General features: G+C 45.7%; 21 protein-coding genes and 1 tRNA gene. 21 read left to right on the top strand and 1 reads right to left on the bottom strand.

Annotation, left to right across the window (positions count from 1 at the left end; all coding sequences use genetic code 11):
• Position 1: 1 nt before the first annotated feature.
• From rsfS to ACIHKT_RS04770, 6 genes are all read left to right on the top strand, one after another.
• Positions 2-361, top strand: coding sequence for a ribosome silencing factor (rsfS, locus tag ACIHKT_RS04795; RefSeq protein WP_086035794.1), 360 nt, complete (start codon positions 2-4; stop codon positions 359-361).
• 60 nt (positions 362-421) lie between these two features.
• Positions 422-2833, top strand: coding sequence for a leucine--tRNA ligase (gene leuS, locus ACIHKT_RS04790; protein WP_086035793.1), 2412 nt, complete (start codon positions 422-424; stop codon positions 2831-2833).
• Positions 2834-3161: 328 nt separating this feature from the next.
• Positions 3162-3237 (top strand) — tRNA-Pro (locus tag ACIHKT_RS04785).
• Positions 3238-3590: 353 nt separating this feature from the next.
• Entirely contained in the window at positions 3591-4922 is a 1332-nt protein-coding gene (gene uraA, locus ACIHKT_RS04780) for a uracil permease (RefSeq protein ID WP_086035792.1), read from the top strand.
• A 251-nt stretch (positions 4923-5173) separates the two neighbouring features.
• Positions 5174-6427: a serine/threonine transporter SstT gene (gene sstT, locus ACIHKT_RS04775; protein WP_174403191.1), complete on the top strand. Its 1254-nt coding sequence runs from the start codon at positions 5174-5176 to the stop codon at positions 6425-6427.
• A gap of 163 nt (positions 6428-6590) precedes the next feature.
• Positions 6591-7961: an MATE family efflux transporter gene (locus tag ACIHKT_RS04770; protein WP_174193134.1), complete on the top strand. Its 1371-nt coding sequence runs from the start codon at positions 6591-6593 to the stop codon at positions 7959-7961.
• Between the two features lie 62 nt (positions 7962-8023).
• Here ACIHKT_RS04770 and ACIHKT_RS04765 read toward each other — a convergent pair whose 3' ends face one another.
• Entirely contained in the window at positions 8024-8191 is a 168-nt protein-coding gene (locus tag ACIHKT_RS04765) for a hypothetical protein (RefSeq protein WP_157658934.1), read from the bottom strand.
• Positions 8192-8346: 155 nt separating this feature from the next.
• Here ACIHKT_RS04765 and ACIHKT_RS04760 point away from each other — a divergent pair, with 155 nt between their 5' ends.
• From ACIHKT_RS04760 to ACIHKT_RS04690, 15 genes are all read left to right on the top strand, one after another.
• A complete protein-coding gene (locus tag ACIHKT_RS04760) occupies positions 8347-8811 on the top strand; it encodes a MarR family winged helix-turn-helix transcriptional regulator (protein WP_086035790.1) in 465 nt (154 codons plus the stop codon).
• Positions 8808-9767 (top strand): beta-ketoacyl-ACP synthase III, encoded by a 960-nt coding sequence (locus tag ACIHKT_RS04755; protein WP_174193135.1) that lies wholly within the window; start codon positions 8808-8810, stop codon positions 9765-9767. The genes ACIHKT_RS04760 and ACIHKT_RS04755 overlap by 4 nt, the downstream gene beginning before the upstream one ends.
• A 47-nt stretch (positions 9768-9814) precedes the next feature.
• The gene (locus tag ACIHKT_RS04750; protein ID WP_086035787.1) at positions 9815-10054 is read left to right on the top strand and encodes an acyl carrier protein; all 240 of its coding nucleotides are present in this window, start codon (positions 9815-9817) and stop codon (positions 10052-10054) included.
• Between the two features lie 2 nt (positions 10055-10056).
• A complete protein-coding gene (gene fabK / locus ACIHKT_RS04745; RefSeq protein ID WP_086035786.1) occupies positions 10057-11004 on the top strand; it encodes an enoyl-[acyl-carrier-protein] reductase FabK in 948 nt (315 codons plus the stop codon).
• On the top strand, positions 10992-11909 hold the full coding sequence (locus ACIHKT_RS04740; RefSeq protein WP_086035785.1) for an ACP S-malonyltransferase: 918 nt from the start codon (positions 10992-10994) through the stop codon (positions 11907-11909). Before fabK ends, ACIHKT_RS04740 begins: the two co-directional genes overlap by 13 nt.
• Before the next feature lie 26 nt (positions 11910-11935).
• A complete protein-coding gene (gene fabG, locus ACIHKT_RS04735; protein WP_086035784.1) occupies positions 11936-12679 on the top strand; it encodes a 3-oxoacyl-[acyl-carrier-protein] reductase in 744 nt (247 codons plus the stop codon).
• A 15-nt stretch (positions 12680-12694) separates the two neighbouring features.
• The gene (gene fabF / locus ACIHKT_RS04730) at positions 12695-13927 is read left to right on the top strand and encodes a beta-ketoacyl-ACP synthase II (RefSeq protein ID WP_086035783.1); all 1233 of its coding nucleotides are present in this window, start codon (positions 12695-12697) and stop codon (positions 13925-13927) included.
• Positions 13928-13930: 3 nt separating this feature from the next.
• Positions 13931-14392 carry an acetyl-CoA carboxylase biotin carboxyl carrier protein gene (gene accB / locus ACIHKT_RS04725; protein WP_086035782.1) on the top strand — a complete coding sequence of 154 codons (462 nt, stop codon included), beginning with the start codon at positions 13931-13933 and terminating at the stop codon, positions 14390-14392.
• 68 nt (positions 14393-14460) lie between these two features.
• On the top strand, positions 14461-14874 hold the full coding sequence (fabZ, locus tag ACIHKT_RS04720) for a 3-hydroxyacyl-ACP dehydratase FabZ (RefSeq protein WP_086035781.1): 414 nt from the start codon (positions 14461-14463) through the stop codon (positions 14872-14874).
• 26 nt (positions 14875-14900) lie between these two features.
• A complete protein-coding gene (gene accC / locus ACIHKT_RS04715; RefSeq protein WP_174403189.1) occupies positions 14901-16244 on the top strand; it encodes an acetyl-CoA carboxylase biotin carboxylase subunit in 1344 nt (447 codons plus the stop codon).
• Positions 16238-17113, top strand: a complete 876-nt coding sequence (gene accD, locus ACIHKT_RS04710) for an acetyl-CoA carboxylase, carboxyltransferase subunit beta (protein WP_086035779.1) — start codon at positions 16238-16240, stop codon at positions 17111-17113. Before accC ends, accD begins: the two co-directional genes overlap by 7 nt.
• A 5-nt stretch (positions 17114-17118) precedes the next feature.
• Positions 17119-17895, top strand: a complete 777-nt coding sequence (locus tag ACIHKT_RS04705; RefSeq protein ID WP_404352865.1) for an acetyl-CoA carboxylase carboxyltransferase subunit alpha — start codon at positions 17119-17121, stop codon at positions 17893-17895.
• Complete coding sequence (locus ACIHKT_RS04700) at positions 17892-18716, top strand: DegV family protein (RefSeq protein WP_086035777.1); 825 nt, start codon at positions 17892-17894, stop codon at positions 18714-18716. Before ACIHKT_RS04705 ends, ACIHKT_RS04700 begins: the two co-directional genes overlap by 4 nt.
• A gap of 273 nt (positions 18717-18989) precedes the next feature.
• Complete coding sequence (locus tag ACIHKT_RS04695) at positions 18990-21908, top strand: acyl-CoA dehydratase activase (RefSeq protein WP_086035776.1); 2919 nt, start codon at positions 18990-18992, stop codon at positions 21906-21908.
• Between the two features lie 12 nt (positions 21909-21920).
• On the top strand, positions 21921-23198 hold the full coding sequence (locus ACIHKT_RS04690; RefSeq protein ID WP_086035775.1) for a 2-hydroxyacyl-CoA dehydratase: 1278 nt from the start codon (positions 21921-21923) through the stop codon (positions 23196-23198).
• Positions 23199-23264: the final 66 nt, after the last annotated feature.

Here is a 23264-nt window from a genome sequence, read left to right as displayed (position 1 = left end):
CATGGAACCGATTACACTGGCTCAAGAAGCTGTTAAAATTCTGGATAAAAAAAAGGCACAGAACATCAAACTCATTGGCATAGAGGATATTTCCTCGCTGGCCAATTATTTTCTTCTGGCAAACGGCACCAGCAGCACCCATGTAAAAGCGCTGGCAGACGAAGTAGAATATCAGCTAAAACAGAAGAATATCGTTCCAGACCATGTGGAAGGCTACCGCAGTCATTCCTGGGTTTTAATGGATTATGGTGCGGTTGTTATCCATATCTTTACGCAGGACGCCCGTGACTTTTATGATTTGGACCGCCTGTGGAAAGATGGCGAACAGGTGGATATTTCCGGACTTCTGACTGCCGACTAAGGCCCTTTTCCTTTTTGAAATGGCAGTTGTTCCAAAAAACAAGATATAGAGGGTTAGAACATGAAATACGATCATAAGGCAGTTGAAAAAAAGTGGCAGGACGCCTGGGAAAAAGCCGGCGTTTTTCATGCGGAAAATAACAGTAAAAAGCCAAAATATTTTGCTTTAATTGAATTTCCGTACCCGTCTGGCCAGGGCCTGCATGTAGGTCATCCGCGTCCGTACACCGCGCTGGATATTATTGCCCGAAAGCGCCGCCTGCAGGGATATAATGTATTGTATCCCATTGGCTGGGATGCCTTTGGCCTGCCTACCGAAAATTATGCTATCAAAAACCATGTGCACCCTGCTGAGGTGACGAAAAAGAACGTTGCCCGCTTTAAAGAGCAGATTAAAAGTTTGGGTATTTCTTTTGATTGGAGCCGGGAAATTAACACAACTGACCCGTCCTATTATAAATGGACACAGTGGATTTTTCTGCAGCTTTTTAAACATGGCCTCGCTTATAAAAAGGAAACGAATGTCAACTGGTGCACAGGCTGCAAATGTGTCCTTGCAAACGAAGAAGTGGTAGAGGGCGTTTGTGAACGCTGCGGCAACCCGGTTATCCATAAAGTAAAAAGCCAATGGATGCTGAAAATTACTGACTATGCGCAAAAATTGATTGATGGTTTGGACGGCGTTGATTATCCGGAGCGGGTCAAGGCCCAGCAGAAAAACTGGATTGGCCGCAGTGAAGGTGCCGAGGTTGGTTTTCAGACTTCTGCTGGTGATGAGCTGACCGTTTACACTACCCGTCCGGACACCCTGTTCGGCGCTACTTATATGGTTATTTCTCCGGAACACCCATATATTGAAAAATGGAAAGACCGTCTGAGTAATATAGACGAAATTCGTGATTATCAGACCAAAGCCGCCCGCAAGAGCGAATTTGAACGTGCCGAGATTGCCAAGGATAAGACGGGTGTCAAGCTGGAAGGCGTTACAGCGACAAACCCAGTTAATGGCAAGACCATTCCTATTTTCATTTCGGATTATGTGCTGATGACCTACGGAACCGGTGCCATCATGGCTGTTCCGGCACATGATACTCGTGACTGGGACTTTGCCAAAAAGTTCGGCCTGCCAATCATTGAGGTTGTAAAGGGCGGCAATGTGGAAAAGGAAGCGTATACCGACTGTGCCTCCGGTACCATGGTCAATTCCGGTTTCTTAAACGGTTTGTCCGTTGAGGAAGCGAAGGAAAAGATTAAGTCCTATATGGAAGAAAAGAACTTTGGTCACCGCAAGATTAACTATAAGCTGCGTGACTGGGTTTTTGCCCGCCAGCGTTACTGGGGTGAGCCGATTCCGATTGTCCATTGTGACAAGTGCGGTTATGTCCCGCTGCCGGAGGACCAGCTTCCGCTGCGTCTGCCGGAAGTAGAGAGCTATGAGCCGACGGATGACGGTGAATCTCCGCTTTCCAAAATGACAGATTGGGTAAACACAACCTGCCCGAAGTGCGGTGGTCCTGCCAAACGTGAAACCGACACCATGCCACAGTGGGCCGGCTCCTCCTGGTATTACCTGCGTTACACCGACCCGCACAATGATAAGGCACTTGCCAGCAAGGAAGCAATGGATTATTGGCTGCCGGTAGATTGGTACAACGGCGGTATGGAACACACGACACTACATCTGCTGTACAGTCGTTTTTGGCATAAATTCCTGTATGATATTGGTGTAGTGCCTACATCAGAACCGTACGCAAAACGAACTAGCCATGGCATGATTCTCGGTGAAAACGGCGAAAAGATGAGTAAGTCCCGCGGTAATGTCGTGAACCCGGATGATGTTGTTGATGAATATGGCGCCGATACACTTCGTTTGTATGAAATGTTTATCGGTGACTTTGAGAAGGCGGCACCGTGGAGCACTGCCAGCATGAAGGGCTGCCGCCGCTTTGTAGAACGCTACTTTGCACTGCAGGATATTGTTGTTCCCGGTGACAGCATTCGTCCGGAAATGGAAATTCCCTTTAACCGGACAATAAAAAAGGTAAGCGAAGATATCGAAAACTTGAAATTCAATACGGCAATTGCGGCTATGATGTCCCTGCTTAACGAAACTGCCCAAAGCGGTAGCATTACGCGTGAAGAAATGCGTATCTTTACACTTCTGATGAATCCGTTTTCCCCTCATGTTACAGAAGAGGTATGGGCAAACTTGCACTACAACGGTAAGATGGCCTGCCAGCAGGAATGGCCTTCCTATGATGAAAGTAAGTGCAAGGCAGCCTCTGTTGAAATTGCCGTACAGGTGAACGGCAAGGTTCGTGCGCATTTAACATTGGACGCCGACGTTTCCAAAGAGGATGCCCTTGCGTCGGCAAAGGCCAATGACCGTGTGAATTCTTTCCTGCAGGGGAAGAAAATCATAAAAGAAATTTATGTGCCAGGAAAACTTGTTAATTTGGTAGCAAAGCAATAATTATACTTCAAAAAATATGTTTTATCTCCGCTGGATGTTGATTCATCCAGCGGATTTTTTATTGATATAAGGCCTTATATCTTGAAACATCTTTACAGTTTCTTTTACCAGCGGATATGATTACCATTATCTTGAAAAGAATGAGAAGACCGATTTTGCGTTTGAACCGTAAAGTAAAATACGAACGAAAAATCAATCGAAATATGAGGAACGTGACAGCAGCCTTTTTGAAGAATTGCTCCGTTTTTCGCGTTTTATACAGTGGAGAAATTTTTTCTTGCTTTTTTATAGTATTTGTGATATTATATTTTTTGTTGTCAGTGAATATCCGGGTGTGGCGCAGTTGGTAGCGCGCTTGACTGGGGGTCAAGAGGCCGTGAGTTCAAGTCTCGCCACTCGGACCATATCAAAAACCGCACTGTTAGGCCAAAAATGGCTTGGCAGTGCGATTTTTTCGTTTTCAAAGTGCTTTTCAAACGAGTTCAAAAAACTCATTAAAGATCTTGCGGGCTTTAAATTCATGGACCGTACTAAAACAAAGCAGCGGCATTAATAGTTTTAATACAGCAACCGGAGGGCAGGGACTCTATGTTACTTACTTATTATACTTATTGAAATGGACAGCGATGGACTGACAAAATGGGCTGGCGAGTTAAAATGCAGGACAGAGACTTCTCCGTTATTTGATTTTGTGCGCATACTGCTGTATAATTGGCAATGGCTTAAAAATGTATTATGAGGGAGAGTATGTCGTAACATGAAGAAACACATCATTCAAGTAGAGGAAAGGCCACCTATTCAGCAGTTTATTCCTCTTAGTCTACAGCATCTGTTCGCAATGTTCAGTGCTTCCGTTTTAGTACCGACACTTTTGGGTATCAATCCCGCAGTCGTTCTATTTATGAATGGCGTTGGTACTCTTATTTACATTCTTGTTACAAAGGGAAAAGCACCAGCTTACCTCGGTTCCAGCTTCGCGTACATTGCTCCGGCAACCATCATCATCGGCAGCACCGGTCTTGGTTATGCTTACGCGTTGGGCGGATTCGTGGTAACTGGTGCTTTATTTTGTGTAATAGCGCTTATTATCAAATTTTGTGGTACAAAATGGATTGATGCGATTCTTCCGCCTGCCGCTATGGGAGCTGTTGTTGCACTCATTGGCCTTGAACTTTCCGGCACGGCAGCCAAAATGGGCGGTTTAGTCCTGCATGATAACTATAAGCAAATTGATCCCAAGCAGGTGATTGTATTTCTGATTACACTATGCGTTGCGGTATTTGGTTCTGTTTTGTTTAAAAAATTTCTGGCAGTTATTCCGATTCTGGTTGCGATTGTTGTCGGTTACGTTGTATCCGCATGCCTCGGAATGGTCCAGTGGGGAGCAGTGAATGCAGCTCCTGTCTTTGCAATTCCGCATTTCCAGATGGCAAAGTTCAACTGGAATGCGATTTCCATTGTTCTGCCGGCTACGCTGGTGGTCGTTTCAGAACATATCGGACACCAGATTGTAACCAGTAAAATTGTTGGACGCAACATTATTAAGGACCCAGGTCTGCACCGCACGCTGATGGGTGACGGTGTTTCCACCATGATTTCTGGCTTGGTCGGCTCCGTACCAACCACGACTTACGGCGAAAACATCGGCGTTATGGCAATGACCGGTGTTTACAGTGTTTGGGTAATCGGCGGTGCGGCGGTCATTTCTATTATCATTTCTTTCTTTGGCAAAGTATCCGCTGTCATACAGGCTATCCCCAGCCCGGTTATGGGCGGTGTCAGTTTTCTGCTTTATGGCATGATTGCGACCTCCGGTATTCGTCTGCTAGTTGAACAGAAAGTCGATTACAGCCGTTCTCGCAACCTTGCCATGACCAGCGTGATTTTGGTGACCGGCCTTTCTGGTGCGTTTATTCAAATCGGTCAGATTCAGCTGACGGGAATGTCACTGGGTGCCTGCGTCGCTATGATTATGGGCTTCATTTTCTGGATTATCGATAAATTCCACGCGGCAAATGATTACGACGATGCGGAAGAGCCAAGCGATGCCGTAAAGACCGAGCCTGCTGAAAGCAGCGTTACACAATAAAGATTGGATTGATCATTTATTAAAAAAAGAAAGAATTAACTTTTTAAGGTCTGAACCTACTTTTAATAAAGTTCAGGCCTTATTATTTTTTAAAAAACAGCATAAAACAGCATTCGCTTTTATGCTGTTTTTGGGATTGTATTTCCATATACACAATTTAGTGATTTCCACCAATTATGGACAAAAGTAGATATAAGCGTTACAATAGAATAGAAGCGGTTCCAAGCTAATATTAAACAAGGTGACAAAAGATGAAAAAAATTATTCAAAAATGGAACAGCACCAATCTCATCATACGAATACTATGCGGGTTGGTTGTCGGTTTCGTTCTGGCATTGGCATTTCCAAAAGCAAGTTGGATTAGCACATTGGGCACGCTGTTTGTTGGTGCATTAAAAGCTATCGCACCTATTTTGGTGTTTGTGTTGGTCACTGGTTCCATTGCTCAGGCAAAAGGAAAATTTGGACATAAATTTGCAACAGTTATTTTCCTATATATTCTCAGTACTCTCATATCGGCTGCTGTTGCTGTTTTTGCAAGCTTTTTATTCCCAGTTACGCTTACATTTACAAAGGCGAAAGTTTCTCAGGCAGCTCCCAGCGGTATTGGAGAAGTTTTTACAACACTGCTTCAAAATATTGTCGCAAACCCCATAAATTCACTGGCAAATGGCAACTATATTGGGATTCTGGTATGGGCTTTGCTGATTGGACTGGCACTGCGGCAAGCCTCTCGGGGAACGAAATCTGCTTTAGGAGATATTTCTGACGCTGTTTCAAAAGTCGTTCAGTGGATTATCAGTTTCGCACCGTTTGGTATTATGGGATTGATTTATCACTCTATTTCTACAAGTGGCCTTAATATTTTCGTTACATATGGGAAATTGATTGCAGTTTTGATTGGCTGCATGGCTATGGTGGCATTAGGAACGAATCCACTGATTGTTGCAATCTGCCTGAAACAGAATCCGTACCCGCTGGTTTTGCAATGCCTGAAAGAAAGCGGCATTCCCGCTTTCTTTACGCGCAGTTCCGCTGCAAATATTCCAATCAATATGGCTTTGTGCGAAAAGCTTGGATTGGATAAAGATATGTATTCCGTTTCCATTCCATTAGGAGCAACAATCAATATGAATGGCGCAGCTGTTACCATAACGGTAATGACATTGGCAGCAGTGCATACACTGGGAATCCCAGTGAATATTCCTATAGCATTGTTCCTATGTGCGCTTTCTACACTCGCTGCTTGTGGAGCTTCCGGCGTTGCCGGAGGTTCCTTGCTGATGATTCCGCTATCTTGTTCTACTTTCGGAATTTCTAATGATATTGCTATGCAGGTAGTTGGCGTCGGATTTATCATTGGTGTCATTCAGGACGCCTGCGAAACAGCCATCAACTCTTCCGGAGATGTTCTCTTCGCAGCGGTTGCAGAGTATCGGGAACGTATGATAAATGAAAAAAAGGACAGTCAAGACCATTACCGTCTGGAAGCCGGTAAATTCTAAAAATAATAGACAAACTTTTTAAATGACTGGAGAGCTTAATGAGCTTTTCAGCCATTTTTCTTACCCTAGCCATCAACGATAAAAAGATAAATCTCTCGTAGTTGTAGTTTCTTTGTGTAAATGTTACAATAGATTTGCTATCACAAAAAGTTAGGAGAAATGCATGCATTTACAGTTACATACACAGGTGGCTCAACAAAGCACAAAAGATATGACTTCAGGGAACCCCCAAAAACTGATTATTCAGTTTGCTGTTCCCATTTTTCTGAGCCAGCTTTTTCAGCAGCTATATAATACGGTTGATTCTGTGATTGTTGGAAATTACTTAGGAAAAAGCGCATTGGCGGCAGTCAGTTCCTCCGGAACCCTCATCTTTCTGTTAGTCAGCTTTTTTACAGGAATGGCTATGGGCGCCGGTGTGGCCATTTCCAAATACTTTGGTGCCGGTGACCAAGAGAAAATGTCAAAAGCTATCCACACCAATGTGGCATTTGGAGTGGTTGCCGGTATCCTGCTGACAATCGTTGGCATTTGGGCAACGCCGGAAATTTTGCGGTGGATGGGAACGGACCCACGGGTACTGCCACAATCCATTGTTTATTTTCGCTATTACTTCTGCGGTGCACTGTCAATCGTCCTGTACAATATTTTTACTAGTATTATGAATGCGGTAGGGGACAGTAAACGTCCGCTGTACTACCTCATCTTTTCGTCCATTCTCAATGTCGTGCTGGACCTTCTGTTTATCTGCGGCTTTCATCTTGGGGTAGGTTCTGCGGCTGTTGCAACAACTATTTCTCAAACTGTAAGTATGCTGCTAAGTCTTTATCATCTGACGCGGAAGGGTACCATTTATCAAGTTTCTCTCCATAAAGTACGGTTCCATACAGATACGCTGCGGGAAATGATTCATTATGGTATTCCTACAGGTATACAAAACTCGGTTATTGGCTTTGCAAATGTCATTGTGCAGACAAACATTAACTCTTTTGGCGAAAATGCTATGGCTGGGTATGGCTCTTACATTAAAATTGAAGGATTCGCATTTTTGCCCATTACCTGCTTTGCTATAGCACTTTCTACTTTCGTCAGTCAAAATCTTGGTGCGGGGAAACATGACCGTGCCAAAACTGGTGCACGGTTTGGCATTCTAACTTCTATTTTGCTAGCAGAAGGCATAGGCGTTATCATTTTTTGCAGTGCACCATTTCTAATCAGCCTATTCAATCAGGACTCCGGCGTAATTGCATATGGCGTTCGGCAGGCACATATTGAAACCTTATTTTACTTTGTGTTGGCCTTTTCTCATTGTATTGCCGGCATTTGCCGTGGGGCTGGCAAAGCGGTAGTTCCCATGCTGGTGATGCTGGGAGTTTGGTGCGTGTTCCGAATCTTTTATATTTCGGTGGCCATGCATTTTTCACACAACATCACATTGGTCTTTTGGGCATATCCGCTTACATGGAGCATCAGTTCTGCCATTTTCTTAATTTATTACAAGAAATCCGACTGGGTTCATGGTTTCGATTATTAAATCATTATATTATGTACATCAAAAGCAGCAGCTTGCATTTTTCGCACTGCTGCTTTTTGAAATTAGGTATTTTCAGGCTTCTGTTTTTCTTGCTGAGTGAAAGTCTGTACGAATTTTTGAATTTCTTCGTCTGTCTTTTCACTCAGCGCTGTTTGGTAAACTGCCTCCTGTAAATAGATAGGAAGCTGCGGTTTTTCACTGGATTTGTTTTGATTTACATCGTTCTGCATTTTTTCACCCCCATATCCTATAGAATGGACAAGAAAGCGAAAAATACACAGAGAAAGTGTAGGCACTTTCACCCTGCACTTGACAGGGAAAATCATTTTTATTATAATATTTAATTAGTCTAACTAAGTAAATAACAGAAGAGGGGCTGAACTAAGTGACACAGCTGGAAACAGAATTAAATGATCTGCTGACGCTGGCCTTTCGTTCCGTTCGGGAAATAGAAGAAGACATGCTAAAAAACAGTCATGTTCTAAATATTTCTATCAGTGAGATCCATTTTCTGCAGGCTGTGTACGATTCGGGTGACAACTGCACCATCAGCGCTCTTTCAGCCAATCAGCGTGTCAGTTTGCCCAGCGCAACAGCCGCTGTAAATAAACTAGCGAAGAAGGGATATGTGGAGAAAAAGAAATGTCCGTCTGACCTGCGTGTTGTGAATGTACATCTGACTAGATTAGGACATAAGGCGGTTATGGCACATCGCTATTTTCATACTCGTATGGTAAAGGCCGTTTCCGGCGCTTTAAATACAGAAGAACAGGAAGCAATGCTGAAAGGTGTGCAAAAACTCAATCAGTTTTTTGCAGATAAGCTGCACCGGGAGGATAAAGAAAAATGAGCTTTACAATATTGGGCACAGGCAGTGCACTGCCTGCTCATACCGTTTCTAATGAGGAACTGTCTAATTTTTTGGACACCAGTGATGAATGGATTTATTCCCGAACAGGAATACATACTCGCCATGTGATGACAACAGAATCAATTTTGCAACTTTCCGTACAGGCAGCACAAAAGGCGCTGGAAATGGCACATACATCACCACAGGAGTTAGACTGTATCATCTGTGCCACGGCAGCAGGAGACTGGATTTCTCCAAGTACAGGCTGCATGATTCAAAAGGAGCTGCAGGCCAGTTGTCCGGCATTTGATATCAATGCTGCCTGCAGTGGTTTCCTTTATGCTATGGACGTGGCGGACGGCCTTTTTGTCCGCAAAAGGGCCATCCGCGTACTGCTGGTTGCCGTTGAAGGCCTCAGCCGGCTGCTGAACTGGAAAGACCGCTCCACCTGTGTTTTGTTTGGTGATGGAGCGGGAGCAGCGGTCCTGGGGGAGGGCGACGCGCTCAAATATATCCACCTGACAGCTGAAGGCTCGCTTGCCATTAACGTTCCATGCAGTGCTGGGACCTCGCCATATGATGCGTTCACTTATCAGCCGCAGGGCCTATGCATGAATGGAAAAGAAGTTTATAAGTTTGCCGTTCGCTCTATTTGTCATGGGCTACAAAAAGCCAGCGAGACAACCGGAATTCCGCTGGAGAAAGTCGACCATTTTCTGCTGCACCAGGCAAATCAACGCATTTTAAACGCGGCAGCCAAAAAGCTCGGCCTACCCAAAGAAAAAATCCCAACAACGATTGCAGATACAGCAAACACTTCTGCATCCAGCATACCAATTTTGCTGGATGCAGAAGTGCGGGCGGGCCACCTTCATCGGAATGACCTACTTATGCTCTGTGCATTTGGTTCTGGCCTGACCAGTGGTACAGCTGTACTCCGCTGGGAAAAAGAATAAACTCATTTATCTATAATAAACAACAACTAACAAAGGAGCTACTGAAAATGGAAAACAAAGAAACGATGGAAAAGCTCGAAAAAATCTTTCGCGAATATCACGATGACCTGAAGCCAGGTTCTTTAAAGCCAGAAACTACCTTTGAGGAGCTGGAACTGGATTCCCTGGACATTGTGGACCTTGCCATGGCCTGTGAGGATGAATTCGGCATTAACATTCCAGATGATGCAAACCTGAAAAATGTACAGGACTTGCTGAATCTAATTCAGAAAGGCGGCAAGGAATAACCATGCTGCATACACCAATTTGTGACCTTCTGGGAATAGAATATCCGGTTTTTCAGGGTGGCATGGCATGGATTGCAGATGCTGATTTGGCAGCGGCAGTCAGCAACGGCGGTGGTCTTGGCATTATCTCTGCCATGAATGCAAACGGAGATTGGCTGCGTGGACAGATTCGCAAAGCAAAGACACTGACAGATAAACCTTTCGGTGTAAATATCATGCTGATGAGTCCTTTTGCTGATGAAGTTGCAAAAGTCGTTGTAGAAGAGGGCGTAAAAGTTCTGACCACCGGAGCCGGAAATCCAGGCAAATATATGGCCGCATGGCGTGAAGCAGGCATTCAGGTGATTCCTGTCGTTGCCAGTGTTGGCCTTGCACGAATGATGGAACGCAGCGGTGCTACAGCAGTCGTAGCAGAGGGAAGTGAAAGCGGCGGACATATCGGCGAAGAAACAACTATGGCGCTGGTGCCACAGGTTTGTGATTCCGTAAAGATTCCTGTTATTGCCGCTGGGGGTATTGCGGACGGCCGCGGGATGGCAGCTGCATTCATGCTGGGTGCCTGCGGTGTACAGATGGGCACACGCTTTCTAGTTGCCAATGAATGCAATGTACATCAAAACTATAAAAAGCGTATTTTAAAAGCCAAAGATATCGATACAATCGTCACTGGGCGCCGACAGGGGGACGCAACACGCAGCCTGAAAAACCGCTTCAGCCGGGACTTCTCAAAAGCGGAAATGTCAATGGATATTCCGGTATCCGAGCTGGAAAAGCGCGGTGTCGGTGCTTTGCGGCGCGCTGCGGTGGAAGGCGACGAAACCACCGGCTGCTTCCTTGCGGGACAGATTGCCGGACTGATAAAAAAAGAACAGCCTGCGGCGGAGATTGTCCACGAAATTTGTGCACAAGCGGAAGAGATGCTGAAAGGGGCACCAAAATGGGTAAGATAGCATTTCTTTTTGCCGGACAGGGTGCGCAGTACCCAGGCATGGGAAAATCCTTATATGACAGCAGCGCAGCTGCAAAGGCTGTCTTTGATACAGTCGAATCGGTTCGGCCGGGTACCATTCAACAGTGCTTTTCTGGTACGAAAGAAGAACTCATGAAAACCTCTAATACCCAGCCGTGTGTATTCTCTGTTGACCTTGCAGCAGCACGCGCACTGGAAGAGGCCGGTATTCACGCGGACGGTGCAGCAGGTTTTTCCCTTGGTGAAGTTGCTGCATTAACTTTTGCCGGTGCTTTTGCAGATGATGCGTTAGGGTGCTCTTTGGTAACCGAGCGCGGCCGTCTGATGCAGAAAACCAATGAAGAAAATCCCGGTTCCATGGTCGCGGTTTTAAAGCTGCCAAATGAAAAAGTAGAGGCCATCTGTGCGGAGTTTTCACAGATGTATCCTGTTAATTATAACTGTCCGGGACAGCTGGTCACGGCCGGTGTAAAGGAAAACATTGATGCGTTCTGCGCCAAAGTAGCTGAAGCCGGCGGACGTGCGAAAAAATTAGCCGTTGGCGGTGGGTTCCATTCACCACTGATGCATCAGGCCTCGATATCTTTTGAATCAGTGCTGCAAAAGACAGGTGTGAAAGCGCCATCCATTCCGGTTTACGCCAATTACACGGCGAAACCGTATGGAAATGAGAAGGTTAATGTACTGGCCCGCCAGATAGAAAATCCGGTTCGCTGGCAGCAAACATTGGAGAACATGGCTGCTGACGGATTCCGGACCTTTATTGAAGTTGGTCCCGGAAAAACATTATCTGGCTTTGTAAAACGGACTCTGTCCAAAGTACAGATTCTGCGGGTAAGCACAGCCGAGGAACTAGAACAGACAGTACAAACCGTTTTGGGATGATATCAGAAAAAAGGGAGGATAGAAACATGGGTCATACAAAAAAAACTGCTCTGGTTACAGGCGGCAGCCGCGGTATTGGGCATGCTACTGCGCTGCAGCTTGCTAAGGACGGTATGAATCTTGCTATTTTATATGCGGGAAATACATCTGCGGCACAGGAAACGGTAAAAGAGTTACAGGCACTCGGTGCTGTTGCAAAAGCATACCAATGTGATGTTTCCAGTTCTAATATGGTTAAGGCGACTGTTAAGCAGGTCCTGCAGGATTTTGGCGGCGTAGATGTCCTGGTAAACAATGCCGGCATCACACGGGATAATCTCTTGCTTGCACAGAAAGAGGAGGACCTTGACCGTGTATTGAGTGTCAGCCTAAAAGGCGCTTTTTATATGATTCAGGCTTTGTACCGCAATTTTATGAAAAAACGTGCAGGGCATATTATCAATATATCTTCTATAGTTGGGCTGCATGGCAATGCTGGTCAAGCCAGCTACGCAGCTGCCAAAGCCGGCGTTGTTGGTCTGACCAAAAGTGTAGCAAAAGAATTGGCTGGCCGCGGCATTACCTGCAATGCTGTCGCTCCCGGTTTTATTCAGTCTGATATGACTGCTGCCTTATCAGAACAGGCACGCAGTCAGGCAATTGCAGCTGTGCCGCTCGGCCGTCCTGGCCTTCCAGAAGATGTTGCTCAGGCAGTAGCGTTTCTGGCAAGTGACCGTGCAGCTTATATTACTGGTGTCGTCCTTCGCGTAGACGGCGGCATGGGTATGTAAAAAAGGAGGCTTTTTATGCGCAGAGTAGCAGTGACAGGCTTGGGTGCCGTAACACCCCTTGGAAATACAACAGACGAAACATGGAAGAACCTTACAGAAGGGAAAAACGGAATTGGGCGGATTACCCATTTTGATTCCTCTGATTTAAAAGTACATCTGGCAGGAGAAGTAAAAGGCTTTGACCCGCTGCAGTATTTTTCCAGAAGTGAATTGCGTAAATATGACCTTTTTATTCAGTATGCAGTCGCTGCAACTGAGCAGGCAATGGAAGACAGCGGTATTAAAGGAAAAATTTCCCCAGAACGTTTAGGAATCTATATTGGCAGCGGGATTGGCGGTATTTCTACAACACTAGAAAATTATAAGCGTTTACTAAATGGAAAGCATGTTTCCGCTCATATGATTACGAGCATGATTGTGAATATGGCTGCCGGCGTTGTTTCTATTCGCACGGGTGCCAAAGGCCCCTGTGTACCGATTGTTACTGCATGTGCTACCAGTACACATACCATTGGCGAAGCATTTCACTGTATCCGGGACGGCTATGCAGATGCAGCGATTGCTGGCGGCAGCGAAGCAGCTATCAATCCGCTTACTGTTGCCGGATTTTCTTCCTGCATGGCACTGACGACTAATCCAGATGCCAACACAGCCTGCCGTCCATTCGATAAAAATCGCAGTGGTTTTGTTCTTGGTGAGGGTGCCGGTATTCTTCTTTTGGAAGAATACGAGCATGCAAAAGCGCGCGGAGCAAAAATTTACGGTGAAGTTCTCGGTTATGCCAACACCAGCGATGCTTATCATATTACTGCTCCGCAGCCGGAAGCTGAGGGCATCACCCGCTGCATTCAGTTGGCAGTTAAGGAAGCCGGCGTCAACGTTGGTAGCAATACTTATATCAATGCGCATGGTACCAGTACAGTTTTGAATGATAAGAGTGAAACACTGGCTTTCAAGCAGGCTTTTGGTGAAGAAACAGCACATCAGGTCAAGATAAGCAGCACGAAAAGTATGACTGGGCATCTATTGGGTGCCACTGGTGCTGTGGAAGCACTGGCATGCCTGAAAGCGCTGCAGACCGGAACTGTTCCGCCCACAATTGGCTTAACAGAACCAGATCCGGACTGTGACTTGAACTATACACCAGGTAAAGCAATGAAAGCAGACTTAAAAACAGCTATTTCCACATCCCTTGGTTTTGGCGGACACAATGGTTGCTTGGTGTTTGGTAAAGCAGAGGAGGAATAACTGATGAACTTGCAGGAAATCAAAGAACTAACGCAGGTTATGGAAGAGGCTGGACTGACCTCTTTGGAAGTAGAACAGGATGGACAACGTGTCTGTCTGAAAAAAGATTTGCCTCCAGTTGCACCGGTAACAACAATCTCTGCCGCGGCACCTGCAGCGGCGGCTCCTGCACCATCTGCTACAGATACTGTTTCAACAAACACAGAGGATGGTGTCGTCAATTTTAATGATGTAACAGAACTGAAGTCACCTATGGTGGGAACAGTTTATGTAGCACCATCGCCTGGAGAGAAGCCCTATGTCCATGTTGGGGATAAGGTAAAGCAGGGGCAAGTTCTCTGTGTCATAGAAGCTATGAAGCTGATGAACGAATATACAGCGCCGCAGGATGGCGAAATTGTTGATATTTGCATTGAAGACGGTCAGTTGGTCGAGTATGGCCAATGCCTGTTTAAAATCTATTGATAAAGTAAATTGCTTTACATTATTACGTGTAAGGCAATTTTACTTTACATAAAAGGAGGACCTTCTATTTGAATCGGGAAGAACTCAAACAAATTTTACCACATCGGGAACCAATGCTTTTAGTGGATGAAGCAACCCTTCTGCCAGACGGAACAGCACAGGGAAAATACACAGTTCGTGGGGATGAATGGTTCTTAAAAGGCCATTTCCCAGGGAATCCGACCGTTCCAGGTGTCATTTTGTGTGAAATGATGGGGCAGTCCTGCTGCGTTCTGCTGGCAGAAAAGTTGAAAGGGAAAACGCCATATTTTACAGGAATGGACAAAGTCAAGTTTCATCGTCCGGTCAAGCCCGGTGATACACTGGAAATTTCCTGCAGGCCAACAAAAGAGTATAAAGGATTTTACTTTACAAAATGCCGTGGAACTGTGAACGGAAAAACGGCGGTTACCGGCGACTTGAGTTTTGCAATTATTGGCTGACTGTAACAAAAATGAGGTGAAAAGGTGTGTTTTCCAAAATGCTCATTGCGAACCGTGGTGAAATTGCGGTACGCATTATTCGAGCCTGCAAGGAAATGGGAATCGCCACTGTGGCGGTTTTCAGCGCTGCAGACCGGGATGCGCTGCATGTAAGTCTTGCCGATGAAAGTGTTTGCATTGGTCCTGCCCGTGTACAGGATAGCTATCTGAATATGCCGGCAATCCTTTCGGCCGCTGTTACAACGGGAGCGCAGGCCATTCACCCAGGCTATGGGCTCTTAAGTGAAAATGCAAAATTTGCTCAGCTGTGTGAAGAATGTCATATTACCTTTATTGGGCCGGATTCTGGGCTGATTGCGAAGTTGGGCGATAAGGATGAAGCGAAACGTACAATGCGCGCTGCAGGGGTTCCAGTTGTCCCAGGCAGCGGACTGATTGACAGTGATGCAACAGCATTAGCGGCGGCAAAGGAAATTGGTTATCCTCTGCTTGTTAAAGCAAGGGCAGGCGGCGGCGGCCGCGGTATACGTCTGGTGAACAGCGCCGAAGAACTGCTGCCAGCACTGCATGCTTCTGCTAAAGAAGCTGAAATTGCTTTCGGAGATGGTGCTTGCTACCTTGAAAAATACTTAAATCCAGTCAAGCATATTGAAATGCAGATTTTATGTGATAATTATGATAACGTCCTTTGTCTTGGAGAACGAGAGTGCTCCATTCAGCGCAAACATCAAAAACTGCTGGAGGAAAGCCCTGCAGTCTGCGTCACATCACAGTTGCGGCATAATATGATGGAAGCTGCTAGCAAAGCAGCAAAGGCTGTTCATTACCGCAGTTTGGGAACGATAGAATTTTTGGTGGACAGTGACCTCAGTTTCTATTTTATGGAAATGAATACGCGTCTGCAGGTGGAACATCCCGTAACAGAAATGGTAACAGGCATGGACCTTGTAAAATGGCAAATCCGTGTTGCTTCCGGTATACAGCTTCCCTTTGCCCAAAAAGATGTTCGTTTGCGCGGACATGCTATTGAGTGCCGCATTAATGCTGAGGACCCAGAAAACGGGTTTGTGCCCAGCTGCGGAAAAATTAATCTGCTGCATATCCCAGGCGGTCCATGGGTGCGGTTTGACACGGCTTTGTATCAGGATTATACGGTGCCGCCTTTTTACGATTCTCTGTTGGGAAAGCTGATTGTCTATGCACAAACCAGAGAAGAAGCCATTCGAAAGATGCAAGCTGCTCTGGCAGAACTAGTCATTGAAGGCGTCAGCAATACTGCTGAACTGCAGATGGATATTTTATCTGACCCCAGTTTTCTGGATGGCAGCTATCATACTGACTTTATGGAAAAGAGGGAAAAGCTGTGCTGAAACGTGCCAACTTTAAACCCAGCCGCAATACATTAGAAAATTTCGGAATTGCAACAGCAGCAAACGGTACCCCGGAGCAACCCCAAATTCCGGACCGGCTGTGTGTGAAATGCCCAGGCTGTGGAAAAATGCTTTTTACCATCGACGTCCAAAAGAATGACAATGTGTGCCCGGAGTGCAGCTATCATTTTAAGATGCCGGCCCGCAAACGATTGCTTTCTTTGTGTGATGAGCAATCATTTACAGAGTGGGATTCTACATTATATAGTAAGGACTTTCTTTCTTTCCCAGGTTATAAAGTTAAGTTAAAAAGCAGCCGACTGAACAGCCGTGAAAATGAAGCTGTTATTTCTGGATATGGAAAAATCAGTGGGTCACCCTGTGCTTTGTTTGCAATGGATGGCCGTTTTATGATGGGAAGCATGGGCTGCGTGGTCGGGGAAAAAATAACGCGCGTTTTTGAGCGTGCGACACAGCAGCACCTGCCGGTCGTTGGATTTACACTTTCCGGTGGGGCTCGTATGCAGGAGGGAACACTGTCCTTAATGCAGATGGCAAAAACCAGCGGCGCTGTTAAACGTCACAGTGATGCAGGCCTGCTGTATATCACAATTCTAACAAACCCAACAACTGGCGGTGTTACAGCCAGCTTCGCAATGGAAGGGGATATCCTTCTCGCAGAGCCTGGAGCTCTGATTGCATTTGCTGGTCCGCGTGTCATTGAACAGACCATTCGTCAGAAACTTCCAAAAGGATTTCAAAGCGCTGAGTTCCTTTTGGAAAAGGGGTTTCTGGATGATATCGTTGCCAGAAAAGATATGCGTCATACATTGTCTCATCTTCTAAAACTACATGAAAAGGAGGCGTGACCTCGGTGGAAGCCTATAAAAAACTGCAGCTTGCCAGAAAGTCAAACCGGCCAACAGGCCTCGATTATATCAATCACATTTTAACAGATTTTTTTGAGATGCATGGTGACCGCCGTTTTGCAGATGACTCAGCTATTGTAGCTGGCATCGGGCGTCTTTGCGGCCAGCCTATCACCGTGATTGCTCAGGAAAAAGGTCATACGATGAAGGAGCGAACCTACCGGAATTTTGGCAGCGCACATCCAGAGGGATATCGAAAAGCACTCCGCCAAATGAAGCTGGCAGAAAAGTTTGGTCGTCCGGTTCTTTGTATTGTAGACACTGCCGGTGCATACTGTGGTACCGGCGCGGAGGAACGTGGGCAGGGGGAAGCTATTGCAGAGAATCTTTCAGAAATGATGACGCTGCAGGTTCCTATTCTTTCTCTTTTTATCGGTGAAGGCGGCAGCGGCGGCGCTTTGGGTTTGGCAGTAGCCAATGAAGTTTGGATGATGGAAAACGCTGTTTACTCAGTTATCAGTCCAGAAGGCTGTGCAAGCATTCTGTGGAAAGACCCACATAAGGTGCGGGAAGCCAGTGACAGCCTGCACATTTGCCCGGAGAATCTAAAGCTTTTGGGAGTAGTGGAGCGTATCCTACCGGAAAATGATTGGGAGCAGTTGTGGCAGGACCTTCCTTTGCTTCTGCATCAAAAACTTGTTGAACTTTCTAATCTTTCTGGCTCTGAACTGTCCGAATCACGATACCGCCGTTTCCGGAAAATGGGGGTGTATGGAGAATGATTGCCATTGTCACAGACAGTACAGCACCTGTCACACGGCAAGAAGCCGAAAAATACGGCATCTGCATCGTTCCACACAGCTATCAGGTGAATGGAACCACATATTTGGAAAACTATACAGACCGAAATTACAACTATACGCAGCGGTTAACCAATGCTGGGAACCATACAGCTACGAACCAGTGTACATCTTCCGCTTTTGCGGTCATGTTTGAGCATCTTCTTTCACAAGGATACGAAGTCCTCTGCATCGTCATTTCTTCGCGTTTAAGCGGTGCGTGGAACAGCGCCGTAACCGCGGCAAGAGAAATCGGCGGCGATAAAATTGCCGTTGTGGATTCTCTTACAACGGCCGGTGGGCTTTATTATCAGATTATGCGCGCCCGTGAATTAGCAGATACAGGAATATCGTTGGATAAACTGGCAAGCTACTGTGCCGCACAACGGAGCAGTGTCGGTTTAGGCTTTTCTGTAGAAGATATGCATGCCCTGCGCCGCAGCCGCCGCTTGGGACCGCTGAGTCAATCTGTCACAACAATTTTAAATTGCCGTCCTATTTTCCTGGTACAGGATGGGACTATCGTTTATAAGGAGCTGGCACGCGGCCGTGCGAACCGGATACGAATGCTGTCTGCATTGGTGCCACAGAACGCACAGCGCATTATGGTACAGGGCTTTGGCACAATGCCGATTGCGTCAAGTCTTGCACATATGCTGCAGCAGCATTTTCCGCAGATAGAGATTCAGCGTAAGGAAGTGGGCCCGGTACTAAGCATTCATATTGGTATGCAGGCCTTGGCGGTGTCTTGGTGCTTGAATTGACTCCTATAAAAGTTTAAAAATAAAAATTGTTTTCAGCAGCGGGATGCGTTTTTCTACCTGCTGCTGTTTTCATTTTGATACAGAACGGTACCCGGTGATTTCCTTGACATAAAAGTTGGAATACGATACAATAAAATGATTCTTTCACATAAAATGCAGCTGTGTCCCGCTTGGAGATACAGCTTTGATGTATAAACAAATTTTGCACATCAAAGCTTTTCTAAATGGACGAGATTTATTGTGTGCCATTCAGAAGAAAGGGGTCCCATCTAAATGAAAATTGGTCTTGATGTTGGTTCCACGACAATTAAAAGTGTGGTATTGAACGACGATAATCAGATTGTTTTCAAGTCTTACGAACGCCATTATTCACAGATTACGGAGAAAATAACAGAACTGCTTACTAAAATCCGTGATGAAGTAGTGCATGGAGAAGATGCACTACTGACAATCTCCGGCTCCGCTGGCATGGGTATCAGTGAAACATGTGACCTGCCGTTTGTTCAAGAAGTATATGCCACGCGAATTGCTACTGGGCGCCTTCTGCCGCAAACCGACTGTATCATTGAGCTGGGCGGTGAAGACGCTAAAATTCTGTTTTTAACAGGTGGTCTTGAAGTTCGTATGAATGGCACTTGCGCCGGCGGTACAGGCGCTTTTATTGACCAAATGGCAACTCTTCTAAACGTTTCCCTGGAGGAGATGGATTCCCTTTCAGAACATTATGAGAAAATTTATACGATTGCTTCCCGCTGCGGTGTCTTTGCAAAAAGTGACATTCAGCCGCTTTTAAATCAGGGCGCACGAAAAAGTGACCTTGCCGCCAGCATTTTTGCTGCAGTGGCAAATCAAACGATTGCCGGCCTTGCACAGGGCCGACCGATTACTGGAAATGTCCTGTATCTGGGTGGACCTCTTACTTTTCTGAAAGGTCTGCGCCGTGCATTCGATATGGCCCTGAAAACAAAGGGGACCTGCCCAGAAAACAGTCTCTACTTTGTCGCTTTGGGCGCCGCATACAGCAGTGAAATCGAGATAGATTTGGATACAGCATTAAAGAATATTTCCACTTATGGTGTTACCGGAAACTTCCGCAGTATCGACCCGCTTTTTAACAGCAAAGAAGAATATCATGCATTTGTAGAGCGTCACAGCAAAAGTAAAGTTCCCCGCGGTAATCTTCAAACTTACCAAGGCCCCTTTTACCTCGGTGTAGATTCCGGTTCTACGACCATCAAGGCCGTTGTTATGGGAAACAGCGGACAGATTCTGGACAGTTTCTACCGTGGAAACACTGGCAATCCGGTACCGATTATGCGTGATTATCTATTGCAGCTGTATCAAAAGCGTCCAGATATTTCTTTTACCGCAGCAGCTGTTACCGGCTATGGAGAAGACCTGCTGAAAAATGCCTTTAACATTGATTATGGTGTTGTTGAAACAATAGCACATTTTACAGCAGCCAAACGCTTTATGCCAAATGTGGATTTTGTTATCGACATTGGCGGGCAGGACATGAAGTGTTTTAAAGTTCACAATGGGGCCATAGACAATATTTTCTTGAATGAAGCTTGTTCTTCCGGTTGTGGTTCCTTTTTGCAGACATTTGCCAATACGCTGGGATATAAAATCGAGGACTTTGCAAAGCTAGGCCTATTTGCTAAACATCCGGTTGATTTGGGAAGCCGCTGCACCGTCTTTATGAACAGCCAGGTCAAGCAGGCACAGAAAGATGGCGCCACGACGGAAGACATTTCAGCCGGTTTGTCCGTTAGTGTCGTCAAAAATGCATTGTATAAAGTTATTCGTGTATCTTCAGCGAAAGAGCTGGGCAAAAATATTGTTGTACAGGGTGGTACATTCTTAAATGATGCGGTTCTGCGTGTCTTTGAAAAAGAAATGAACGTCAACGTTATCCGTCCAGACATTTCCGGCCTGATGGGTGCTTATGGTGCGGCAGTTTACGCGATGAACAAAGCGCTGCATAAAGAAACCGGAACCAGTACGCTTATTTCCCGAGAAGAACTGGAAACCTTTAAACATGAGGTGAAAGTAACTAACTGCGGTATGTGCAGCAACAACTGCCGTTTGACCATCAATATTTTTGACAATGGCCGCCGGTTTATCGGTGGAAATCGCTGTGAGCGTCCTGTAACGAAGCGCAGCGGCACGGGTGCGGAGTATGATTTATATACTTACAAGCTGCAGAAGCTGCAGTCGTATACGCCAGTGCCCGCAGGAAAACGTGGAAAAATCGGTATTCCAATGTGTTTGAATATGTATGAAATGCTTCCATTCTGGTACACGTTTTTTTCCATGCTTGGCTTTGAAGTGGTCACTTCTCCGCTTTCCAACCGAGAACTTTATCTGGAGGGTCAAAGCACCATTCCCAGCGATACGGTTTGCTTCCCTGCAAAGCTGTCACATGGTCACATTCTGCGCTTGTTGGATGAAGGTGTGGATACCATTTTCTATCCCTGCCTAAGCTATAATTTTGATGAGAACCGCAGTGACAATCACTATAACTGCCCGGTTGTTGCTTATTATCCGGAAGTAATCGCAGCCAACATGCATCAGTTGAAAGGTAAAAAATTCATCCATGACTACGTTGGCATTCATAGGCCCCATGATTTTCCTAAAAAGATGTTGAAAATTTTAAATTACCATTTTCATAATCAACCATTTACACTGAAAGAAGTGAAGATAGCTGCCAACGCTGCTTATCAGTCTTACAACGATTATATGACGGACGTTCGCAAAAAAGGCGGCGAAATTGTAAAACGTGCACGGCTGGAGCATAAACCGATTATTGTTCTTTCTGGTCGGCCATATCATTTGGACCCGGAGGTCAACCATGGCATTGATAAACTAATTACCAGCCTGGGAGCAGCTGTTATCAGTGAAGATGTTGTGGCTGCCTGTGAACATATGGAACCGGTCAAAGTACTGAATCAGTGGACTTATCATGCACGCCTTTATTCCGCTGCCGAATATGTCGCCACACAGCCGGACATGAACCTGGTGCAGCTTGTTTCTTTTGGCTGTGGATTGGATGCTATCACAACTGATGAGGTACGCCGCATTCTTGAAGAGAACGGCAAAATTTACACCCAAATTAAAATTGATGAAATCACAAATTTGGGTGCCGTAAAGATCCGCCTGCGCAGTTTGTTTGCAGCGCTGGAACAGTAAGGAGATAGAATAATGGCGGAATTGGTATATGACAACACAGGACGGCTCATTTTTACAAAAGAAATGAAAAAGGAATACACCATTCTGATTCCCATGATGCTGCCGGTTCACTTTAAACTTTTTGTTGGTGTTTTGCGCAATGCCGGTTATAAAATTGAATTGTTGGAAAATAGCGGACAGGCTATTGTACAGGAAGGCCTGAAATATGTTCATAATGATGCTTGCTATCCGGCTATTTTGGTCATTGGCCAGTTTTTGGATGCCCTTCATTCCGGCAAATATGATTTGGACCACACCGCGCTGTTGCTGACACAAACCGGCGGCGGTTGCCGTGCCAGCAATTACATTCCTCTTTTGCGCAAAGCACTGCATAAAGCTGGAATGGACCAGATCCCTATTATCAGCCTAAACCTTGTTGGGCTGGAGAAAAACCCCGGGTTCAGTATGACTTTGCCCATGATAAGCCGTATGATGGCAGGCGTTGTGTACGGCGATGCGCTGATGAGTCTGAATAATCAGATAAAGCCCTATGAAATTGAAAAAGGGCAGAGTGCAGCGCTACTGGACAAATGGGTGGAAAAGCTCAACGAACAGTTTGTACACACTCGGGGTATCAGCATGGGCGACCAGCGTAAAAATTTGGCTGGCATTATGAAGGACTTTTCGGAAATACCAGTCAAGAAGGTCTCTAAAATTCATGTTGGCATTGTTGGCGAAATTTATGTAAAATATGCGCCCTTCGCAAACAATCATCTGGAAGATTTTCTCGCTGAGCAGGATTGCGAAGTCAATGTGCCGGGTTTAATGAACTTTTTGCTTTTTATGGTCAGTCACGGCTTGGACGAAAGGCGGCTGTATGGTGGCAGCTTTGCGAAGGCAGCTGTTGTGAAACTCCTTTTCAATTATGTTACGAAAATGCAGCATATTATTACAGAGACATTCCAGCCTTATCCGCAGTTCTTGGCACCAACCGAATTTTCTCATGTCCGCGAACTGGTCAAAGGTGTGATTGGTTACGGTGCTAAAATGGGTGAAGGCTGGCTTTTGACCGGTGAAATGTTGGAGCTCAGTGAATGCGGTTTTGAAAACATTATCTGCGCGCAGCCGTTTGGGTGTCTTCCAAACCATGTAGTTGGCAAAGGAATGATTCATAAAATCAAACAGATACACCCGAATGCCAATATTGTCCCGATTGACTATGACCCCAGTGCGACACAGGTAAATCAGGAAAATCGTATTAAGTTAATGCTTGCTGTTGCCCGTGAAAATCTGGGAAAAGGTAAAAATTAAGACTTCATAGAAACCCTGGAATGATATGCCGTCCAGGGTTTCTATTGCATTTTTCGTTCGCAATAT

This window comes from Caproicibacterium sp. XB2 (assembly GCF_044880635.1).
In the GTDB taxonomy this organism is placed as follows: domain Bacteria; phylum Bacillota; class Clostridia; order Oscillospirales; family Acutalibacteraceae; genus Caproicibacterium; species Caproicibacterium lactatifermentans.
The sequence above is the reverse complement of the archived record's forward strand: the minus strand, read 5'-3'. Positions and strand labels throughout refer to the sequence as shown.